This window comes from Streptomyces sp. NPDC052299, from assembly GCF_040679335.1.
Classification (GTDB): Bacteria; Actinomycetota; Actinomycetes; order Streptomycetales; family Streptomycetaceae; genus Streptomyces.
Map to the genome: position 1 here is coordinate 85,862 of NZ_JBFAUP010000002.1, position 23,966 is coordinate 109,827.

At 74.8% G+C, this 23,966-nt stretch carries 4 protein-coding genes; all 4 read left to right on the top strand.

What is annotated here, in order from left to right:
* Positions 1 to 312: 312 nt before the first annotated feature.
* Positions 313 to 14,574, top strand: coding sequence for an amino acid adenylation domain-containing protein (locus AB0L33_RS03650; RefSeq protein WP_365677479.1), 14,262 nt, complete (start codon positions 313 to 315; stop codon positions 14,572 to 14,574).
* Positions 14,571 to 22,079: an amino acid adenylation domain-containing protein gene (locus tag AB0L33_RS03655; RefSeq protein ID WP_365677480.1), complete on the top strand. Its 7,509-nt coding sequence runs from the start codon at positions 14,571 to 14,573 to the stop codon at positions 22,077 to 22,079. The genes AB0L33_RS03650 and AB0L33_RS03655 overlap by 4 nt, the downstream gene beginning before the upstream one ends.
* 107 nt (positions 22,080 to 22,186) lie before the next feature.
* The gene (locus AB0L33_RS03660; protein ID WP_365677481.1) at positions 22,187 to 22,636 is read left to right on the top strand and encodes a spore-associated protein; all 450 of its coding nucleotides are present in this window, start codon (positions 22,187 to 22,189) and stop codon (positions 22,634 to 22,636) included.
* Between the two features lie 130 nt (positions 22,637 to 22,766).
* Complete coding sequence (locus tag AB0L33_RS03665) at positions 22,767 to 23,963, top strand: TerD family protein (protein WP_365677482.1); 1,197 nt, start codon at positions 22,767 to 22,769, stop codon at positions 23,961 to 23,963.
* Positions 23,964 to 23,966: the final 3 nt, after the last annotated feature.

The following is a 23,966-nucleotide window of genomic DNA, read 5'->3' on the forward strand; positions in this document are numbered from 1 at the left end:
GATGGCGATCGATCACGCTTCGGCGAGAAATGTTCATTTCGCTGTCACGCGGCTTTATTTCTTCATCGATGTACTGCATTGATGCGCCGCGTGCCACATTGAAGGACCGTGCGTCGTCCTGTCCTCGATAAGCGAGCTCGCGCCCGGTTTCCGGAACGGGAAGCCGGTCCTGTGATGCCCGACGCCGGGGGCCGGTGACGTTCTCCCCGTTCTCATCCGCCCGTTGTCGGCCTTGGCTGCCGCACCGGCAGGGCCGACTTCGTCCTGCCCTCTTCGTCCCCCCGAAAGCTCTCCCCGAAGGTGTGTCCCGGCATGCGCGAAAACGGCTCTGTATCCCCGGAATCCGCTCCCGAAGAGTTCTTCGGGGCGACCGCAGCCCAGCAGGGCGTCTGGTACGGGCAACTGGTCGACCCCGACAGCCCGAAATACAACATCGGTGAATGCTTCGAGATCCGGGGCGACCTGGACGAAACGCTGTTCGCCGCCGCCGTCGACCGGGCCTGCGAGTGGTGCGACAGCATGAACCTGGAGTTCGTCACGGAGGGCGACACCCTCCTCCAGCGCGTCGTCCGCGAGCCCGGCGCCCGCAGGCTCCGGATCGTGGACGTGTCCGGGGCCGCCGACCCCGCCGCCGAGGTCGAGCGCTACCTGGCGACGGACATGGCCACCCCGGACAGCCCGCACCGCCCCCGCCACCACCTGGCCCTGCTCCGCGCCGGTGACGGCCTGCACTACTGGTACGTCCGCTTCCACCACATAGCCGTCGACGGCCTCGGTGGCGCCGTCTTCACCCGCGTCGTGGCCGACCTCTACGGACGCGCGGTCCGGGGCGAGGACCTTGCCGGGGTCACGCTGCCCGCCGCGCCCCTGCGCGAACTCGTCGCCGACGAGACGGCCTACCGGGAATCCGGCCGCCACGAGGCCGACCGCGCCTACTGGACCGGCAGGTTCGCGGAACGGGCCCCCGACACCACCGGGGACGACGGCACGCACAGCGGCCGGACGCTCATCCGCCGCCGCACCGACCTCCCCGTACCGGCGGACGCGGCACCGGCCGCACCCGGCACCCGGCTCCACACCGGCGAGTCCCTGTCCGCCGAGGTCTTCGAGGACCTGCGACGCCTCGCCGCCGCCCATCGCACCACGTGGAGCGCCGTCCTGGTCGCCGCGGTCGCCGCCTACACCGCCCGGGTCACCGGCACCCGCGAGGTCACCGTGGGCCTCGCCTCCAACGGCCGGCACGGCGGCCTGCGGCACATCGTGGGCATGACCGCCAACATCCTGCCGCTGCGCCTGAAGCCCACCGCCGACATGTCCGTCGGCGATCTCGTCCGTGAGGCCGCGGCCGAGATGCGCGGCGCCCTGCGTCACCGCCGCTTCTCGCGCGAACAACTCGCCCGCGAACTGAACACGGTCGACGACGCGGACCGCCTCACCGGCATCGTCGTCAACATCATGGGCTACGACTACGACCGGGACTTCGCCGGAATCCCCGCGCCCTCCCGGGTGCTGTCGGTCGGCCCGGTGGACGACGTGTCGCTCTTCGTCTCCGAACGCGCCGAGGGCAAGGGGCCGTTGATCGGGTTCGACGCCCGCCCCGACCTCTACCACCCCGACGACGTCCGGCTCCACGAGCAGGCCGTCGTGGCCTTCGTCTCCGCCCTGGCAGCCGCCGACCCCGGGCTGCCCCTGGGCGACCTGCCGCTCGTGGACGGAGCCACCGAATCCGCCCTGCGCGCCCAGGGACTCGGCGCCGCCCTGCCCGAGCCGGACCTCGCGCGCACCCTGCCGGAGGCCTTCCGGGACCAGGCGCGCCGGACCCCGGACGCCCCCGCCGTCGAGGACGGGGCGCACACCCTCTCGTACCGGCAACTCGACCGGGCGGCCGATGACCTGGCGGGCGCGCTGACCGGCTGGGGCATCGGTGCCGAGGACGGCGTCGGGGTGCTCCTGGGGCGCTCGGCCGCCGTCCCCGCCGCCACCCTCGCGACCGTCGCCGCGGGCGCCGCCTACGTCCCGATGGACGCGGCCTGGCCCGCCGAACGGCTCGCCCGCGTCACCGAGTCGGCCCGCGTGCGCGCCCTGATCGCCGACGAGAGGACCGCTCGCGAACCCTGGGTCCGCGAGGCAGCCGACCGTCTGCCGCTCCTCGTCGTGGACCGCTGCGGCCGGGTGGTCGACGGAGCGCCGGAACGGCCCGGACCGCTGCCCCGGATCAGCAGACCCGACCGGCTCGCGTACGTCATGTTCACCTCCGGCTCAACCGGACTGCCCAAGGGCGTCGGCGTCACCCACGCCGACGTACTGGCCCTCGCCGCCGACGGCGCCTGGACCGACGGGGTGTCCGGGGCGGTCCTCATGCACTCCGCGTACGTCTTCGACGCCTCCACCTTCGAGCTCTGGGTGCCGCTCCTGAACGGCGGCCGGGTGGTCGTCGCCCCCGGCGGCGTCCTGGAGGCGCGCGCCGTCCGCGAGGCGGTCGAACACCACGGCGTCACCGCGATGTTCCTCACCACCGCCCTGTTCAACGTGCTGGCCGAGGCCGACCCCGCGGTCTTCGCGGGACTGCGCCTGGTCGCCGCCGGGGGCGAGGCCGCGACCCCCGGCCTCATGCAGCGCGTGGCCGCCGCCTCACCGCGCACGACCGTCCTGCACGTGTACGGCCCCACCGAGACCACCACCTTCGCCACCCGGCACCCCGTCACCGCCCGAACGCCCGGTGCGCCGCCCATCGGCCGCCCGCTGGACGGGATGGGCCTGTACGTCCTCGACGGCGCCCTGGACCTGGTGCCGCCCGGCGTGGTGGGGGAGCTCTACGTGAGCGGGCACGGCGTCGCCCGCGGCTACCAGGGCCGCGCCGCGCTCACCGCCGCCCGCTTCGTCGCCGACCCGTACGGTCCGCCCGGCAGCCGGATGTACCGCACCGGCGACCTCGTGCGCTGGACCGGCACGGGCGACATCGAGTACGTCGGGCGCGCCGACGGCCAGGTCAAGCTGCGCGGCTTCCGCATCGAACCGGCCGAGACCGAGCACGCCCTGCTCACCGACCCGGACGTGCGCGGCGCCTGCGTCGTCGTCCGCGAGGACACCCCCGGCGACCCGAGGCTCGTCGCCTATGTGGTGCCCGCCCCCGGAACCCGCGCGGACACCGCCGCGCTGGCCCGCCGGGTCGGGCGCACGCTGCCCGCGTACATGGTGCCGTCCGCCTTCGTCGTCCTCGACGCCCTGCCCCTCAACCCCAACGGCAAGGTCGACCGCCGCGCCCTGCCCGCTCCCCGGACCGCCACCGGCACCGGACGGGCACCGCGCACCGCGTACGAGGAAGTGCTCGCCGGGCTGTTCGCCGACGTGCTGGGCGTGAGCGCGGTCGGGGCGGACGACAGCTTCTTCGCCCTGGGCGGCCACTCGCTGCTCGCCACCCGGCTCACCGGCCGGGTCAGGGCCGCCCTCGGCGTCGAACTCGCCCTGGCCACGCTCTTCGACCACCCCACCGTCGCCTCCCTGGCCGCGGCCCTGGACACCGCCGGCGCCGCCCGGCCCGTCCTCGTACCGCAGGCCCGGCCCGAGGTGCTGCCGCTGTCCTTCGCTCAGCAGCGCCTCTGGTTCCTCAACCGGTCCGAGGCGCCCGGCGACACCTACAACGTTCCGCTCGTCCTGGAGCTCGACGGCCCCATGGACGCCGAGGCGCTGCGCCGCGCCCTGGCCGATGTCGCCGTCCGGCACGAGAGCCTGCGCACCGTGTTCGCCGAGCACGACGGCGTCGCCCGGCAGCGGATCACCGACGCGGACGATGCCGCTTCGCTCCTGCCCCTCCACGTCGCCCACCCCCCGGCGGACGGGGACGCCGACGCCTGGGAGGCGGAAACGGTGCGCCGCCTGAGCACCGCCCCGTTCGACCTGAGCCGGGACCCCGCCGTCCGCGCCCACCTGCTCCGGCGCGGGCCCGCCCGGCACGTCCTGGTCCTCGTGCTGCACCACATCGTCGCCGACGGCTGGTCCCTCGCCCCGCTCTGCCGCGACCTCTCCGCCGCCTACCTGGCCAGGACCCGGGGCGACAGCGCCCCCGACTGGGCGCCGCTGCGCGTGCAGTACGCCGACTACACCCTCTGGCAGCGCCGACTGCTCGGCGACGACGGCGACCCGGACAGCCTCGCCGCCCGGCAGACCGCCTACTGGCAGGAGGCGCTGCGCGGCGCCCCCGGCCTGCTCGACCTGCCGCTCGACCGGCCCCGCCCCGCCGTGCCCAGCCACCGGGGCGCGTCCGTCCCCTTCGACCTGCCCGCCCCGGCGCACGCCGCGCTCGTCCGGCTCGCCCGTACCGCCGGATGCACGCCGTTCATGGTGCTCCAGGCGGCCCTCGCCGTGACGCTCGGCGCCCACGGCGCGGGCAGCGACATCCCGCTGGGCACCGCGGTGGCCGGGCGCACCGACGAGGTGCTCGACGAACTGGTCGGCTTCTTCGTCAACACCGTCGTCCTGCGCACCGACCTCACCGGCGAGCCGACGTTCCGTGAACTCCTCGACCGGGTCAAGCAGTCCGACATCGCCGCCTTCGGCCACAGCGACCTGCCCTTCGAGCGGATCGTGGAAGCCGTCAACCCGGAGCGCTCCGGCGACCACCACCCCCTCTTCCAGACGATGCTGGTCCTGCAGAGCCAGGACCGGGCCGAACCGGAGCTGCCCGGCATCACCGTCCGCGACCGGTCCCGCCATCAGGGCGGCAGCAAGTTCGACCTCACCTTCTCGCTGACGGAGACCCATGAGGGCACGGACGCCGCCGGGGGCATCGGCGGCTACCTGGAGTACGCCACCGACCTCTTCGACGCCGCCACCGCCCGCGCCCTCTGCGCCCGCTTCGCTCACGTCCTCACCCAGGCCGTCACCGAACCGGGCCGCCCCATCGGCGAACTGGACCCCCTGACCCCGGCCGAGCGGAACGAACTCCTCGCCCGGGGAATCGGCGCACCCAGGCCCCTGCCGGTGCTCACCGCCCCCGAAGCGGTCCGGGAACAGGCCCGGCGCACCCCCGAAGCCGTCGCCGTGCGCGACGCGCACACCCGCCTCACCTACGCCGAGCTCGACGCCCGGGCCGACGCCCTCGCCCACGCGCTGCGCGAGCGCGGCGCGGACCGGGAGACCAGGGTCGCCATCGCCGCACCGCCCTCCGCGCACACCGTCGTGGCGATGCTGGCCGTGCTGCGGTCGGGCGCCGCGTACCTGCCGGTCGACCCGGCCTACCCGCCCGCCCGCATCCGCCACATGCTGGACGACGCGCGCCCCGTCCTGGTCCTCACCGCCGGTGAGGTGCCCACCGGCGACGTCCCCCGGCTCGCCGTGGACGCCCCGTACGTGAAGCCCGCCACCCCGCTCCCGTACACACCCCGCCCGGCGGATGCCGCGTATGTCATCTACACCTCCGGGTCCACCGGCCGCCCCAAGGGCGTGGTCGTCACCCACGGCGCCCTGGCCAACCACATGGCCTGGATGGCGGGACACCTGACGGTCGCTCCGCGGGACCGGGTGCTCGCGAGGACGTCCACCAGTTTCGACGCCTCCGTGTGGGAGGTGTGGCTGCCTCTCATGCACGGCGCCGAGGTGTGCGTACTGCCGTCCGGAGCCAACACGGAGCCGGACACCCTGGTCTCCTGGATGAGCCGGTTCGGCGTCACCGTCGCCCAGTTCGTGCCCTCGCACCTCGCCCTCGTCCTCTCCGAGGCGGGCGACGCCGCGCCCCTGCCGGGCCTGCGTGCCGTCCTGTGCGGCGGAGAGCCCCTGCCGCGCGCCCTCGCCGAAGAGACGGCCGCGCTGTGGCGCGCGGAGGTGCACAACCTCTACGGCCCGACCGAGACCACGATCGACGCGACCGCCCACCGCGTCCCCGCCACCCCGGACACCCCGTACGAGACGGTGCCGATCGGCAGGCCCGTCGACACCATGCGCGCCTACGTCCTGGACCACCGGCTGCGGCCCGTTCCGCCCGGCGTCACCGGTGAGCTCTACCTCTCGGGTCCCAACCTCGCCCGCGGCTACCTGAACCGGCCCGGGCCGACCGCCGCCCGCTTCGTCGCCGACCCCTTCGAAGGCAGCGGCGCCCGCATGTACCGGACCGGTGACCTGGCCCGGTGGAACGCGGCCGGACTCCTCGACTACGTGTCCCGCGCCGACGACCAGGTCAAGCTGCGCGGCTTCCGCATCGAACTTGGCGAGATCGAGGCCGCCCTGCTGGCCCGCCCCGGCGTCTCCGCCGCCTGCGCGGTGATCCGGGAGGACGTGCCCGGGGAGCGCGGGCTCGTCGCCTACGCCGTCACCACGGACCGGGGGCCGCGCCCGGCCGCCCTGCGCGACGCCCTCGCCCAGGCGCTGCCGCACTACATGGTGCCCGCCGCGGTCGTCGTCCTGGACGAACTGCCGCTCCTGCCCAACGGCAAGACGGACCGGCGCGCCCTGCCCCGGCCCGAGGAGGAGGCCGCGACCACCGCCGAGGGCTCCGGCGCGCTCAGTCCCCGTGAGGACCTGCTCGCCGGGATCTTCGCCGAGGTGCTGGGCCGCCGCGGCGTCGGCCCGCACGACAGCTTCTTCGACCTGGGCGGGCACTCGCTCCTCGCGATGCGCGTCGTCAGCCGGGTCCGCACGGTCCTCGGCGCCGACCTCGCCGTGCGCACCCTGTTCGAGCACCCGACCGTCGCCGGGCTCGCCCGGGCCCTGGACACGCGGGGGCGGTCCCGCCCGCCGGTCCGCCCCGTGGCCCAGCGGCCGGACCCGCTGCCCCTGTCGTACGCGCAGCAGCGGCTGTGGTTCCTCAACCGGCTCGACGGGCTCAGCTCCTCCTACCACATCCCGCTGGTGCTCGACATCGACGGGCCGCTGGACACCGACGCCCTGCGCGCCGCCCTGCTGGACGTCGTGGAGCGGCACGAGGCGCTGCGCACCGTCTTCCCCGAACGCGACGGAGTGCCGCACCAGTTGGTGCTGCCCGCCGAGGTCGTCGCGCCCCCGCTGCCCGTCGAGAGCACGGCCCCGGCCCGGCTGGAGGAGGCCGTCACGGACGCCGTGGGCGCGCCGTTCGACGTGTCCGCCGATCCGCCGCTGCGGGCCAGGCTGCTGCGCACCGCGCCCGGCCACCACGTCCTCGTGCTGGTCCTGCACCACATCGCGGGCGACGGCTGGTCGCTCGCCCCGCTCGCCGGCCACCTGGGCGCGGCCTACCGGGCCCGCCTCGCCGGGCGGCGGCCCGAGGCCGGCGACGGGATCCAGTACGCCGACTACACCCTGTGGCAGCAGGCCGTCCTGGGCGACCCGGACGCCCCCGGAAGCCTGCTGCGCGAGCAGCTGGACCACTGGCACACCGCGCTCGCCGGACTGCCCGGGCTCATCGACCTGCCGCTCGACCGCCCGCGCCCGGTCACCACCGACCCCTCGGGGGCCGTTCACACCTTCGACGTACCGCCGGACCTGCACGCCGGACTCCTGCGCGTGGCAAGGGAGTCCGGGACCACGCTGTTCATGGTGCTGCAGGCGGCCGTCGCCACGCTGCTGCACCGGCACGGCGCGGGCGACGACATCCCGCTCGGCACGCCCGTCGCGGGCCGCACGGACGAGGCGCTGGAGGACCTGGTCGGGTTCTTCGTCAACACCCTCGTCCTGCGCAACGATCTGTCCGGCGCCCCCACCTTCGGCGAACTCCTGCGGCGCGTCAGGGAGTTCGACCTCGCCGCGTACGCCCACCAGGACGTGCCGTTCGAGCGGCTGGTCGAGAGCGTCAACCCGGTCCGGGCCCGCAACCACCACCCCCTGTTCCAGACCATGGTCGTCCTGCAGAACCAGGACGCCGTGCGTCCCGAGCTGCCGGGGCTCGACGTCGAGGACCGCCTCGTCCACAACGGCCTGAGCAAGTTCGACCTCACCTTCGCCTTCGGCGAGGAGCGGGACGGGCAAGGACTCACCGCCGGGATCGAGTACGCCACCGCCCTCTTCGACCACGCCACCGCCGAGGCCCTGGCCGCGCGCCTGCTGAGGCTGCTGGAACAGGTGGCGGCCGACCCCGCCCGGCCCCTCGCGGACTACGACCTGCTGACACCCGACGAGCGCACCCGCACCACCGGGTGGGGCACCGGCCGCGAACTCCCCGCCCCCGCACCGGACACCACCCTCCCCGCGCTCTTCGCCGCACAGGCGGGCCGCACCCCGGACGCCGTGGCCGTGACCGGCGACGGCACCGCGCTCACGTATGCCGCACTCGACACCGTCTCCGCCGAGCTGGCCCGCGCCCTCACCGCTCTCGGCGCGGGCCCCGAGACCGGCGTCGGCGTGCTGCTCTCCCGGTCGCCGGCGGTCGTCTCCGCATCCCTCGGCGCGGTGCGGGCCGCCGCCGCGTATGTGCCGATGGACGCGCGCTGGCCCGGGGAACGGCTCGACCGGGTCGCCGAGGTGGCGGACGTGCGGGTCCTCGTCGTGGACGAACCGGCCGCCGCCTCCGCCTGGGTGACCGAGACCGCCCGCCGCATCCCGGTCCTCGTCGTGGACCGCACCGGCCGCGTCCTGCGCGGCGCGCCCCCGGCCCCCGGCAGGACCGCCGCCGTCCCGGGCCCGGACGCCCTCGCGTACATCATGTTCACCTCCGGCTCGACCGGGCTCCCCAAGGGCGTCGGGGTCAGCCACGCCGACGTGGCGGCGCTGGCCCAGGACTCCGCCTGGCACGACGGCGCGGCCGACGCGGTCCTCATGCACTCCGCGTACGTCTTCGACGCGTCCACCTTCGAAATGTGGGCGCCACTCCTGCGCGGCGGCACGGTCGTCGTCGCGCCCGAAGGCGTGCTGGAGGCCGGGACGCTCCGCGACGCCGTCCGCGACCAGGGCGTGACCGCCGTCTTCCTGACGACCGCCCTGCTCAACGTGATCGCGGACACCGACCCCGGCGCCTTCGCCGGACTCCGCCTCGTCTGCGCGGGCGGCGAACTCGCCTCGCCCGACGCCATGCAGCGCGTCGCGGGCGCCGCGCCCGGTGTCCGCGTCCTGCACGTGTACGGCCCCACCGAGACCACCACCTTCGCCACCCGCTACGACGTGGCCGCCGACCTGCCGGCGGGCCCGCCGCCCATCGGCCGGCCCCTGGACGGCATGCGGCTGTACGTGCTCGACGGCTCGCTGGGCCCGGTCCCGGCCGGGGTCACGGGCGAGCTCTACCTCGCCGGGCGCGGCATCGCCCGGGGCTACACCGGGCTGCCCGCCCTCACCGCCACCCGGTTCGTCGCCGACCCCTTCGACCCGGACGGCGGGCGCATGTACCGCACCGGCGACCTCGTGAAGTGGACCCCGGACGGGCAGATCGCCTACGTCTCCCGCGCCGACAGCCAGGTCAAGCTGCGCGGCTACCGCATCGAACCCGGCGAGATCGAGTCCGTCCTCGCCTGCTGCGAAGGGGTCGCCGACTCCTTCACCCTCGTACGCGAGGACGTCCCGGGCGACCGGAGGCTCGTCGCCTACGTGGTGCCTGCCGAGGCCGCCCGCCCCGATCCGGCGGAGCTGGCCGAAGCCGTCGGCCGGTCCCTGCCCGCCTACATGGTGCCCTCCGCGTTCGCCCTGGTGGACGCGCTGCCGCTGACCGTCAACGGAAAGGTGGACCGGCGCGCCCTGCCCGCGCCCGAACAGCACGCCGCGCCCCGGGGCCGCGCCGCCCGCACCGCGCGGGAGGAGATCGTCTGCGGTCTCGTCGCCGACGTCCTCGGCCTCCCGGCCGTGGGCGCCGACGACGACTTCTTCGCCCTGGGCGGCCACTCCCTGCTCGCCACCCGGCTCGTCGCCCGCATCCGGGCCGCGCTCGGCGTCGAGGTCCAGGTCAAGGCGGTCTTCGAGCACCCCACGCCCGCCGGGCTCGCCGCCGCCCTCGACGGAGCCGGAGCCGCCGCCCCGCCGCTGGTGCGCGCGCCGCACCGGCCGGACCCGCTGCCGCTGTCCTTCGCGCAGCAGCGCCTGTGGTTCCTCAACCGGTTCGAGGGTCCCAGCCCCACCTACAACGTGCCGCTGGTGCTGCGCCTGGACGGCAGACTCGACGCCCCCGCCCTGGAACGCGCCCTCACGGACGTCGTGGAGCGGCACGAGAGCCTGCGCACCGTCTTCCCCGAGACCGGCGGGGTGCCGCGCCAGCTCGTCCTCGCCGCCGACCACGCCGACCTGGACCTGACCCCCCGGGAGATCCGCCCGGACGCCCTGGACGAGGCGCTGGCCGCCGAAGTGGCGCACGCCTTCGACGTCACCGCCGACCTCCCCGTACGGGCCCGGCTGCTCAGCCCGGGCGCCGAGACCCATGTGCTCGTCCTCCTGGTCCACCACATCGCGGGTGACGGCTGGTCGCTGGCCCCGCTGGCCCGCGACCTCGGCGACGCCTACCGCCGCCGCAGCCGGGGCGAGGAGCCCGGCCGACCCGAACTCCGCGTCCAGTACGCCGACTACACCCTCTGGCAGCGCTCCCTCCTCGGTGACGAGGACGACCCGGACAGCAGGGCCGCCCGCCAGCTGGACTGGTGGCGCACCGCGCTGGCCGGCAGCCCCGGACTGCTCGCCCTGCCCCTGGACCGGCCGCGCCCCGCGGTCCTCACCTACCGGGGCGACGCCTTCACGTTCCCCGTGGACGCGGACACGCACCGGGCGCTCGCCGAGCTGGCCCACGCCCAGGGATGCAGCCTGTTCATGGTGTTGCAGGCGGCCCTGTCCGTCCTGCTCTCCCGGCACGGCGCCGGGGAGGACATCCCCCTCGGCACCGCCGTCGCCGGACGCACCGACGAAGCACTGGACGATCTGGTGGGCTTCTTCGTCAACACCCTCGTCCTGCGCGCCGACCTGACCGGCGACCCCACCTTCACCGAAGTCCTGCACCGGGTCCGGGCGTTCGACCTGGCCGCCTACGCCCACCAGGACCTGCCGTTCGAACGGCAGGTGGACGCCCTCGCCCCGGACCGGGCGCAGGACCATCACCCGCTCTTCCAGACCATGATCGTCCTCCAGAACCAGGCGGACACCGCGCTCGTCCTGGACGGGCTCGACGTGACCGAGCAGCCCGTGCGGACCGGGATCAGCAAGTTCGACCTCACCTTCACCTTCACGGAGACCCGCGACGCCGCCGGCCGGCCCACCGGGCTCGACGGCCATCTGGAGTTCTCCACCGACCTCTTCGACCCCGCCACCGCGCACGCCCTGGCCGCGCGACTGACCCGCCTCCTCGCCTCGCTCGCCGCCGACCCCGGAGCGCGCGTCCGCACCGCCGCGTTCCTGGACGCGGCCGAACGCGCCGCGCTGGACCGGGCCGCGCCGGGCCCCGTCCGCCCGGTCCACGCCCGTACCGCCCCCGAGGCGTTCCGTGCCCAGGCCGCCCGGACCCCCTGGCGGACCGCGGTCCGGGCCGGTGCCCAGCAGCTCACCTTCGCCGAGCTGGACGCCCGCTCCGACGACCTGGCCCACCACCTCCACGACCGGGGCGTCGGCCGCGGTGACCTCGTCGCCCTCGCCGCCGAAGGCACCGCCGACCGGGTCGTCGCGATGCTGGCCGTCGCCAAGGCCGGGGCCGCCTGCCTGCCCGTCGACCTGGACTACCCCGAGGCCCGCGTCACCCACATGCTCGACGACGCCCGCCCGGCCCTGTTCCTGGCCCACGACGTGGTGCGCGCCGGCCGGTTCACGTCCGTGCCCCGCCTCGCGCTCGGCGACCGGTCCGCCTGGCCGGCCGGACGCGGGGCGCCGCCCTCCGCCGCCGCGCCGGGCCCCGACGACGCCGCGTACGTCATCTACACCTCCGGCTCCACCGGCCGGCCCAAAGGCGTCGTCGTCACCCACGGCGCGCTCACCAACCACATGGCCTGGATGGCGGGCCACTTCGGCCTCACCGACGACGACCGCGTCCTCGCCCGCACCTCGCCCAGCTTCGACGCCTCGGTGTGGGAGACATGGCTGCCCCTGCTGCACGGCGGGGCCACCTGCCCCGTACCGGCCGCGCTCAACCACGACCCGGCCGGGCTGCTGGCCCGGATGCGCGACGAGGGCGTCACCCTCGCCCAGTTCGTCCCCTCCCACCTCGCGCTCCTGCTCACCGAGACCCGGACCGAGGCGGCGCCCCCCGCGTTGCGGGCCGTCGCCTGCGGCGGCGAGCCCCTGACCCAGGCCCTGGCGGCCCGGGCGGCCAGGGCCTGGGGCGCTGAGGTGCACAACCTCTACGGCCCGACCGAGGCCACCATCGACGCCACCGCCCACCACGTCACCGCACACGGAGAAGAAGGGGGCGTTCCGCTCGGCCGCCCGGTCGACAACACCCGCGCCCACGTCCTGGACTCCGCGCTCCAGCCCGTCCCCGCGGGTGTGACCGGCGAGCTGTACCTCGCCGGTGACGGTCTCGCCCGCGGCTATCTCGGCCGCCCCGGGCTCACCGCCACCCGCTTCGTCGCCGACCCCTCCGGCCCGGCCGGCAGCCGCATGTACCGCACCGGCGACCTGGTCCGGCGGGACGGCGACGGGCTCCTCCACTACGTCTCCCGCGCCGACGACCAGGTCAAGCTCAACGGCTTCCGCGTCGAACTCGGCGAGATCGAGGCCGCCCTCACCGCCGTCGACGGGATCACCGCCGCCTGCGCCCTCGTCCGCGAGGACCGGCCCGGCGAACGGCGCCTGGTCGCGTACACCGTGGGCGCCCGCCTCACCGACGACGCACTGCGCACCCGGCTCACCGAGGCGCTGCCGCCGTACATGGTGCCCGCCGCCTTCGTGGCCCTGGACGCCCTGCCGCTCCTGCCGAACGGCAAGACGGACCGGGCCGCGCTTCCCGAACCGGAACGCCCGGACGCCGCACGGCCGGGCCGGGAGCCGCGCACCGCGCCCGAACGCGTCCTGTGCGAGGGGTTCGCCTCCGTGCTGCGCGCGCCCGCCGTCCGTCCCGACGACGACTTCTTCGCGCTCGGCGGCGACAGCATCCTGTCCATCCAGCTCGTCAGCCGCGTCCGGGAAGCCGGGCTCGCCGTCACCCCCCGGGACGTCTTCGTCCACCGCACCCCCGAGGCCATCGCCGCCGTCGCCGCGCCGCTGGACGGCACCACCGGCGAAGCGGACGACCACGGCACCGGCACCATGGAACCGACGCCCATCGCCGCCTGGTTCCTCGAACGCCCCGGAACCACTGACGGCTACAACCAGTCCGGTGTGCTCAGCACCCCCGCCGGTGCCCGCGAGGACACCCTCGTCGCCGCGCTCCAGCTCCTCGCCGACCACCACGACATGCTCCGCCTGCGCGTCACCCGCACCGCCGGGGGCGACCCCGTACTCGAAGCGCTGCCGCCCGGCGCCGTCACCGCCCGGCGCCGCTTCACCCGCATCGACATCGCCGGGCTCGACGCGGAGGCGGCCCGGGCCGCGCTCACCGAGGCGGGCGAACGGGCCCGCAGACGCCTGCGGCCCTCCGTCGGCGCCGTCTTCGAGGCGGTCTGGGGCGACGCCGGACCCGGTGCACGCGGACGGCTGCTGCTCGTCGTGCACCACCTCTCCGTCGACGCCGTCTCCTGGCGCATCCTGGCCGACGACCTCGCCCACGCCTGGCAGGTGGCCACCGGCACCGCGGCCGCGCTGCCCGCCGCCACCACCTCGTACCGGCGCTGGTCCCAGCTCCTCGCCGAACAGGCCCGCACACCCGCCCGCACCGGCGAACTGCCTCTGTGGGAGGAAACGCTGAGGACAGCGGACCCCCAGCTCGGCTACCGGCCGCTCGACCCCTTCCTGGACACCGCCGACGGCACCCGCACCCTCACCACGCACCTGCCCGCTACCTGGACGAAGCCCCTCCTCACCAGCGTTCCCGGCGCCTTCCACGCCGGAGTTGACGACATCCTGCTCACCGCGCTCGCACTCGCCGTCAACGCCTGGCGTGACCGCTCGGACACCGCGGTCCTGCTCGACCTGGAGAGCCACGGCCGGGAACAAATCGCCGACCACGTCGACCTGTCCCGCACGGTCGGCTGGTTCACCAGCCTCTACCCCGTCCGGGTCGACCCCGGGCCCCTGGACGTCCGCGACCCGGCACGCTTCGGGCCCTCGCTCGTTGAGCGTGCAGTGAAGCGCGTCAAGGAACAGCTGCGCGCCGTCCCCGACCACGGCGTCGGCCACGGCATGCTGCGCCACCTCAACCCGGCCACCGGCCCACGCCTGGCCGCCCCGGCGCCCCAGATCGGCTTCAACTACCTGGGTCGGTACGCGGCCCCGGGCCGGGCGGCGGACGGCGACTGGGAGGTCCTGCTCGACGCCGGCGGACCGCGCAGCCAGGACCCCGGCATGCCCGTGCACCACGTCCTCGACATCAACGCGCACACCGAGGACCGGCCCGAAGGCCCCCGCCTGGTGGCCCGCTGGACCTGGCCCAGCGACCTGCTGAAGGAGGAGGACGTGGGCGCACTCGCCGAGGCGTTCAACCGCGCCCTGCGCGCCGTCGCGGAACACGCCGAACAGCCCGGAGCAGGCGGCTGGACGCCGTCCGACCTTCCCCTGGTCTCGCTCAACCAGGCCCAGATCGACCGACTGCAGAACAAGTGGGGTGGACGCAAGTGAACGGGTTCCAACTGGAGGACGTGCTCCCCCTGACGCCGCTGCAGGCCGGGATGTACTTCCACGCCCTGTACGACTCGCACGCCGTGGACGTCTACACCGCGCAGTTCGTCTTCGACCTCGAAGGACCCGTCGACGTCCCCACCCTGCGCGCCGCCGTCGCCGGCCTGCTCCGCCGCCACGCCAACCTGCGCGTCGGCTTCCTCCACGAGGACCTGGACGAACCCGTGCAGGCGGTCGCCGCCGAGGTCCCCGTACCCCTGGAGGAACTGGACCTGACCGGTGCCGACGAGGTGCCGGACCGGCTCACCGCCTTCCTCGCCGCCGACCGCACCCGCCGCTTCGACCTGGCCACCCCGCCGCTGATGCGGTTCACCCTCGTGCGGACCGCCCCGGAGCGCCACCGGCTCGTCATGACGAGCCACCACATCCTGTTCGACGGCTGGTCGCTGCCCCTGCTCGTACGGGAGCTCTTCGAGCTGTACGCGGCCGGCGGCGACGACAGCGCCCTGCCGCGCGTCACCCCGTACCGCGCCTACCTGGTCTGGCTCTCCCAGCAGGACCGCGCCGCCGCCCTCGACACCTGGTCCGCCGCCCTCGCCGGCATCGAGGCGCCGACCCTCCTCGCGGAGCGGGACGGCCCCGACGGCGCCGCCGAACTGCCCGAGACGCTCGTCCTCGACCTGGACGCGGCCGTGACGGCCCGGCTGCGCGAGACGGCCCGCGCCCACCGCCTCACCCTCAACACCCTGGTCCAGGGCGCCTGGGGCCTGCTGCTCGGCCACCTCACGGGGCGGTCCGACGTGGTGTTCGGCACCACCGTGTCCGGGCGCCCGCCGGAGCTCCCCGGCGTCGAGTCCATGGTCGGCCTGTTCATCAACACCGTGCCCGTGCGCACCGGGCCCGTGCCCGGCGAGACCCTGGCGGAGTACCTGGCCCGGCTCCAGGCCGAACAGGGGCGGCTCCTCGGCAGCCAGCACGTGGGCCTCAGCGACATCCGGGGCGTCACCGGCCTGGACGAACTCTTCGACACCCTCGTCGTGTTCGAGAACTACCCGATGGACGCCGAGGCGCTGCGCACCGCCCAGCGCGGACTGCCCGGCCTCGCCGTCACCGGCTTCAGCGGCACCGACGCCGCCCACTACCCGCTCACCCTCACCGTCGCCCCCGGCGACACCCTGAGGATCACCTTCGGCTACCGGGCCGCCGTGCTCGACCGCCAGGAAGTGGCCGAGACCGTCTCGCGCATGCGGCAGCTGCTGACGGCCATGGCCCAGGACCTCGGCCGACGCGCCGACACCGCGCCCTTCCTCCTCCACGGCGAACGCGAGGAGCTGATCGCCCGGGGGACCGGCGCCGCCCTCCCCGACGGCACCACGGCCCTGAGCGTCCCGGCGGCCGTCGCCGAGCGGGCGGCCCGCCACCCGGACGCGGTGGCCGTCTCCGGCGCCGGAGAGCAGCTGACGTACGCACAGCTCACCGGCCTCGCGGACCGGCTCGCCGCCGCCCTGACCGGGCTGGGGACCGGAGCCGAGGACGGCGTCGGCATCCTCCTCGCCCGCTCGGCCGCCACCGTCACCGCCTCCCTGGCCGCCCTGCGCGCGGGCGGGGCCTATGTGCCGCTCGACCCCCGCTGGCCCACCGAACGGCTCAACCGGGTCACCGACGTCGTCCCCCTGCGCGTCCTCGTCGTGGACGGGACGACCGCCACGCTGCCCTGGGTCCGCCAACTCGGCCCGGACACCGCCCTCCTGACCGTCGACGGCGCCGGGCGCGTCCTCACCGGCGGCCCCGCCACGCCCGGCCCGCTCCCCGCCGCACCGGGCGGCGACCGGCTCGCGTACGTCATGTTCACCTCCGGCTCCACCGGACTGCCCAAGGGTGTCGGCGTCAGTCACGGAGACATCGCCGCGCTGGCCGCCCACCACGGCTGGGACGACGCCGCCGACGCGGTCCTGCTGCACTCCGCGTACGTCTTCGACGCCTCGACCTTCGAGCTCTGGGCCCCGCTCCTGCGTGGTGGACGCGTCGTCGTCGCCCCGGACGGCCCGCTCCAGCCCGACACCCTGCGGGACCTGGTGACCCGGCACGGCGTCACGGCCGCCTTCCTGACGACGGCCCTCTTCAACGTACTGGCCGAGACCGACCCCGGCTCCCTCGGACAACTGCGCCTGGTCGCCGCCGGCGGCGAGGCCGCCGCCCCCGGAGTCATGCAGCGCATCGCAGCCGCCCACCCCGGCACGACCGTCCTGCACGTGTACGGCCCCACCGAGACCACCACCTTCGCCACCGCCCACCACGTCGGCCCCGACCACACCCCCGGCGGTGCCCCGCCCATCGGCCACCCGCTCGACGGCATGCGCGCCTACGTCCTGGACGCCGCCCTGAGCCCCGTACCGCCCGGCGCCGAGGGCGAGCTGTACCTCGCGGGCCCCGGCGTCGCCCGCGGCTACCTCGGCCGGGCCGCCCTCACCGCGACCCGCTTCGTCGCCGACCCCTTCGCGGGAGACGGGGCCCGCATGTACCGCACCGGCGACCTGGTGCGCCAGGACGCCGACGGCACCGTGCGCTACGTGGCCCGGGCCGACCAGCAGATCAAGCTGCGCGGTCACCGCATCGAACCCGCCGAGATCGAAACGGTCCTGCGCGACCACCCGGCGGTACGCGCCGCCTGCGTCCTCGTCCGCGAGGACCTGCCCGGTGACCGCACCCTCACCGGCTACGTGGTCCTCGCGCCCGGCGAGGCGCCCGAGCCCGGACTGCTCGCCGCCCACGTCGGCCGGCTGCTGCCCGCGTACATGGTCCCGGCCGTCATCCAGCCGCTGGACGTCCTGCCCCTGACCCCCAACGGCAAGATCGACCGGGCCGCCCTGCCCGCGCCCACCGTGCCGCGCACCGCGGCGGGGCGGGCGCCGCGCAGCGCCATGGAGGAGATCCTGGCCGGGCTGTTCGCCGACGTGCTCGGCGTGGACCGGGTCGGCACCGACGACAGCTTCTTCGCCCTCGGCGGCCACTCCCTGCTCGCCACCCGCGTCGTCGGCCGCATCCGCACCGCCCTGCACACCGAGACCGACATCCGCACCCTGTTCGAGCACCCCACCGTCGCCGCGCTCGCCACCGTCCTGGAAGGCGCGGAGGGCGGCACCCGCCCCGCCCTGGTCCCGCAGCCCCGCCCGGCCGAACTCCCGCTGTCGTACGCCCAGCAGCGGCTGTGGTTCCTGCACCGGCTCGACGGGCCCTCCGCCACGTACAACATCCCTCTCGCCGTACGCATCGACGGACCGCTCGACCCCGACGCCCTGTGCACCGCCGTCGCCGACGTCATCGCACGGCACTCCGCCCTGCGCACCGTCTTCCCCGAGGGCGAGGACGGGCCGTGCCAGCACATCACCCCACCCGGCGACGTGGTCATCCCGTTCGCCATGGAGAGCGTCGAGGAGGCGAAGCTGCGCCACCGCGTCGCCGCCGCCACCGCCGAGACCATCGACATCGAACGCAGCCTGCCGCTGCGCGCGACCCTGCTCCGCCTGGCGCCCGACGCCCACGTCCTCGTGCTCGTCGTCCACCACATCGCCGCCGACGGCACCTCACTGCCGCCCCTCGCCCACGACCTCGGCCTCGCCTACCGCGCCCGGGCCCGGGGCGAAGCGCCCAACTGGGCCCCGCTGCCCGTCGACTACGCGGACCACACCCTCTGGCAGCGCGACCTGCTCGGTGACGAGAAGGACCCCGACAGCCTCGTATGCCGACAGCTCTCCCACTGGCGGCACGCGCTGGACGGGCTGCCCGAGGCGATCGAGCTGCCCTGGGACCGGCCGCGCCCCGCCACCTCCCGGCACACCGGCGCCACCCTCGGCTTCTCGGTGGACCGGGCCACCACCCGCCGCGTCACGGAGCTCGCCCGCAGCTGCGGTTCCAGCGCCTTCATGGTGCTCCAGGCCGCCCTGGCGACCGTGCTGTCCCGGCACGGCGGCGGCGAGGACATCCCGCTGGGCACGGCCGTCGCCGGACGCACCGACGAGGCGGCGAACGGTCTCGTCGGCTTCTTCGTCAACACGCTCGTCCTGCGCACCGACCTCTCCGGCGATCCCACGTTCCGCGAACTCCTCGGCCGCGTCCGTGAATTCGACCTCGCCGCCTACGCCCACCAGGACGTGCCCTTCGAGCGGCTGGTCGAACTCCTCAACCCCGCGCGCGCCCAGAGCCACCACCCGCTCTTCCAGACCATGCTGGTCCTCCAGAACCAGGCATCCGCCGCCATCGACCTGCCCGGCCTCACCGTCACCCCGGTGCCCGCCGAGGCGGAGGTGAGCAAGTTCGACCTGTCGTTCGCGCTCACCGAGACCTACGACGACACCGGCGCCCTGGACGGGATGCGGGGCACCGTCGACTACGCCACCGAACTCTTCGACGCGCCCACCGTCCAGAGCCTCACCGACCGGCTCGTGCGGCTCCTCGGCGCCGTCACCGCGGACCCGGACCGCCCCCTGCACGCGTACGACCTGCTCACCCCAGCCGAGCACGGCCGACTCACCGCCCTCGGCACCGGACCCGCCGACGACCTGCCCGCCACGACGGTCCCCGCGCTCTTCGACGAATGGGTCCGGCGCACCCCCGCCGCCCCGGCCGTGCGCGACGCGCACACCACCCTCATCTACGGCGAACTCGGCGCCCGGGCGGACGCGTTGGCCCGGCACCTCGCCGAGCGCGGGGTGGGCCCCGAGGACCGGGTGGCCGTCGCGCTGCCCCGGACGTCCGAACTCGTCGTCGCCCTGCTCGCCGTCCTCAAGGCGGGCGCCGCCTATCTGCCGCTCGACCCGGACTACCCGGCCCAGCGCCTTTCCTACATGCTGGACGACGCCCGCCCCCGGCTGCTCCTCACCACCCCGGAACTCCACCGCCGCCTGCCCGGACACCCGGTGCCGCACCTGTACACCGACGACCTCGGCGCGAGCGACGCGCCACCCGCCCCGGTCCGCATCGACCCGGCCAACCCGGCGTACGTCATCTACACCTCCGGCTCCACCGGCCGCCCCAAGGGCGTCGTCGTCACGCACCGGGGGGTGCGCGCCATGGCCCGGACCCAGAGCGAGCGGCTGCGCGTCGGACCCGGCAGCCGGGTGCTGCACATGGCGTCCGTCAGCTTCGACGCCGCGTTCTGGGAGCTCTCCATGGGGCTGCTCACCGGCGCCTGCCTGGAGATCGACACCCGCGAAGCACTGCTGCCGGGCCCGGCCCTCGCGGGCCTGGTCCGTGACCGGGGCGTCACCCACCTCACCATCCCGCCCGCCGCCCTCGCAGTGATGCCCCCGGACTCCCTGCCCACCGGACTCACCATGGTCCTCGCCGGAGAGGCGTGCCCGCCCGCTCTCGTCCACGCCTGGGCCCGGGACCGCTTCCTCGTCAACGCCTACGGCCCGACGGAGACCACCGTCTGCGCCACCATGAGCGCCTTCCAGCACGCGGAGGGGCCCCTCGCCCCCGACCGCACCGTCCCCATCGGCACCCCCGTCGACGGCACCCGCGTGTACGTCCTGGACGACCGACTGACCCCCGTGCCGCCCGGCGTCACCGGCGAGCTGTACGTCGCGGGCGAGGGCGTCGCACGCGGCTACCACGGCCGGGCCGCCCTCACCGCCACCCGCTTCGTCGCCGATCCCTCCGACCGCGCGGGCGGCCGGATGTACCGCACCGGGGACCTGGTCCGGTGGACGCCCGACGGCCGCCTGCTCTACGTCTCCCGCGTGGACGACCAGGTCAAGCTGCGCGGCTTCCGCATCGAACTCGGCGAGATCGAGGCGGCGCTCACCTCGCACCCCGGGATCGCCGCGGCCTGTGTCACCGTCCGCGAGGACCGCCCCGGCGACCGGCGCCTCGTCGCCTACACCGTCCCCGCCACCGGCCAGCCCGCCCCCGGCTGGGCCGAACTGCGCGTCCACCTCGCCGCGACCCTGCCCGAACACATGGTGCCGGCCGCCCACGTCCGGCTGGACGCCCTCCCCGTGACGCCCAACGGCAAGACCGACCGGCGCGCGCTGCCCGCCCCGGAGAGCGCGGCCCCGGCCGGCGGGCGGGCCCCGCGCACCGCCCGTGAACGCGTCCTGTGCGAGGTGTTCGCGCAGACCCTCGGCGTGCCCGAGGTCGGTGTCACCGACGACTTCTTCGCGCTGGGCGGCCACTCCCTGCTCGCCGTCACCCTGGCCCGCCGGATCGGGGAGCGCTGCGGGGTGCGGCCCTCCCTGCGCGCCCTGTTCGCGACGCCCACCGTCGAGGGCGTCGAGCGCCTGCTCGGCCGGGAGCCGGGGGAGGAGGAGCGGGCAGAGGCGGCCCCGGACTTCGCCGCCGAGGTGCGGCTCGCGCCGGACATCACCGGAGAGCGCCGGGCCCGCCGCCCCGTGCACCCCTCCGCGCGGCCCCTGCTCACCGGGGCCTCCGGCTTCCTCGGCGCGTTCCTGCTGCGCGACCTCATCGAGGCCACGGACGGCCCGGTCGACTGCCTGGTCCGGGCCGCGAGCCCCGAAAGCGCGGCCCAACGCCTCCGCGCCAACCTGGAGCACTACGGCCTGTGGCAGTCCCGGTACGCCGACCTGATCCACCCCGTCCCCGGCGACCTCGCGGCCCCCGGCCTCGGCCTCGACCCCGGGGAGCGGGCCGCCCTCGCCCGGCGCCTGGGACCCGTCCTGCACAACGGCGCACGCGTCAACTTCGCCGCCCCGTACGGTGATCTGCGCGCGCCCAACGTGGGCGGCACCGAGGAGCTGCTGCGCCTCCTCGCGGACTCCGGCTCGCCCGGCCTGCACTACGTCTCCACCACCGGCGTGTACGCGCCGTCGCGCGGGGCGGACGCCGCACCGCTCACCGAGTCGTCCCCGACCGGTCCGGCGGTCGGCCTGCCCGACGGGTACGCGCAGAGCAAATGGGTCGCCGAGCAACTGGTCGGCCTCGCCCGCGAGCGCGGCCTCCCGGTGACCGTCCACCGCCCGGGCCGCATCAGCGGCGACACCACCACCGGTGCCTGCCAGGACCGCGACCTGCTCTGGCAGCTCATCAAGGGCTGCCTCCAAGCCGGAGCGGTGCCCGACCTCGCGCACGGCACGACCGACTGGGTGCCGGTGGACTACGTCAGCGCCGCCGTGGTGGCCCTCAGCACGGCCGAAGGTCCCGGGGCACCGGCCTACCACTACACCAACCCGGACGCGCCGGGCCTGGACCGTGTCTTCGGGGCGGCGGCCCGCCTCGGGTACGAGCTGCGCCCCGTGACGCCCGAGGAGTGGCGGGCCTGCGTGGCCGAACACCCGGACAACGCGGCACAGTTGTTCCTCGGCGAAGACGGGGCCGGCGAGGACGAGGCGGACCACCGCCGCTTCGACTCCGGCCGCACCGCCCGGGCGGCCGCGGAGGCGGGCGTGCGCCAACGGCCGCTCACCGACGAGGTACTGACGCGCTATCTGACGTACTTCCAGGTCACGGGCTTCCTGCCGGCCCCCGGAGCGCTGCCGGGAGCCTGAACGATCACCAACCGTCAGGTCCCCGGCAATTCGCATACAACCATCCGTGCCCCCCGGAGGTCCTAACAAGTGGGAGCAAAACGCTCCTGGAACTACAAGGGGGAAATATGCGAAACATCCGCACTCTCGCCACCGCCGGGGCCCTGACCACCCTCATGGTGGGCGCGACGGCAGCCTTCGGCCCGACCGCGTCCGCCGCACCCAACACCACCCCGCAGAAGGTCTGCGGCAGCGCGTACAAGACCGTGAACTCCGCCGCCATCGGCTCCCTCGGCACGGTCTACCTGACGTACAACGCGACGAACGGCAAGAACTGTGTCGTGACCATCCGGTCCACGCCCGGCACCGCGAAGGACATGTCGGCGTACATCTACGTCCCCGACACCGACGCGTCGGCGAGCGACTACGGGAGCTACACGTCGTACGCCGGTCCGGCCTACGTCTACGGCAAGGGCCACTGCGTCAGCTGGGGCGGCCACATCGCCAACGTGTACGTCTCCGTGGAGAACTCCAACTGCGCCTCGTTCAAGGAGCAGCGGAGCCTCGAAGTCCGCTGATCCGCGCCGCTCACCGGTCCCGCCCCGGCTCGTACCGGGGCGGGACCACCCAATTCCCCGCTTCCCACCTGACGACCGCCCCGCATTCCGTACGCTGCCGGGAACGGGCGCACTGCCGAGGGGGAGCCACATGTCGTTGCGCAAGGGAGCCAACACACCGGTCGCGAGTCCGGGCGTACGGGTGGAGGTCGGCTGGCGCACCGGCCCCGGAGCACCCGACGTCGACGCATCGGCACTGCTGCTCACGGCGGGCGGCAGGGTGCGCTCGGACGACGACTTCGTGTTCTACAACCAGCCCGTCCACCCTCGTGGCGCCGTGCGGCACGAAGGGCGCCGGCAGGACGGCGCCGGGGTGGTCGAGACGATTCAGGTGTCCCTGGCGGCGGTGGAGCAGGACATCACGACCGTGGTCCTCGCGGCCTCCACGGACGGCACGTTCGGCAGGGTCTCCGGCCTGTACATCCGGGTGCTGGACGCCGCGACCGGGGCCGAGACGGCGCGGTTCGATCCCGTGGACGCCACCACGGAGACGGCGTTCGTGCTGGGGGAGCTCTACCGGCGCAACGGCGCGTGGAAGTTCCGGGCCGTCGGCCAGGGCTATGCCTCGGGCCTCGCCGGTCTCGCCACCGATTTCGGCATCTCCGTGGACGAGCCGGCCACCCCCGCGCCCGTCGCCGCGCCCGCGCCCGTACGGCTGACGAAGATCACTCTCACCAAGACCGCGCCCTCGGTCTCCCTCACCAAGCAGGGAGCGACGTCCGGAGCCATGCGGGTCAACCTCTCCTGGAGCGCCCGCACACCGCCACGCGGCTGGATGAACAAGGGCAGTGGCGCCGTCCGCCTCGAAGACGTCGACCTCGACCTCTCCTGCCTGTGGGAGCTGCAGAACGGGGCGAGCGGCATCGTCCACCCCATCAACAACCAGTTCGGCTCGTACGACCAGCCGCCCTACGTCCAGCTGGACCACGACGACCGCACCGGCGGCAGCGAGGAAGGCGAGAACCTCACGATCAACCTCGACCACACCTCGGAGATCAAGCGTCTCCTGGTGTTCGTGGTCATCTACTCCGGCGCGTCCAGCTTCGCCGGTCTGCACGGCGTCGCCACCCTCCAGCCACCCGCCGGACCGCCGATCGAGGTGCAACTGGACGAGTGCACGGTCCCCGCGCCCGTGGCGGCGATCGCCCTCATCGAGAACATCAACGGCGAGCTCATCGTCCGGCGGGAGGCGAAGTACATCATCCTCCCGCCAGGCGTCTTCAAGCAGCAGGCCGTCGACCTCGCCTACGACTGGGGCCTGTCCTGGCAGTCGGCCAGCAAGGACTGACCG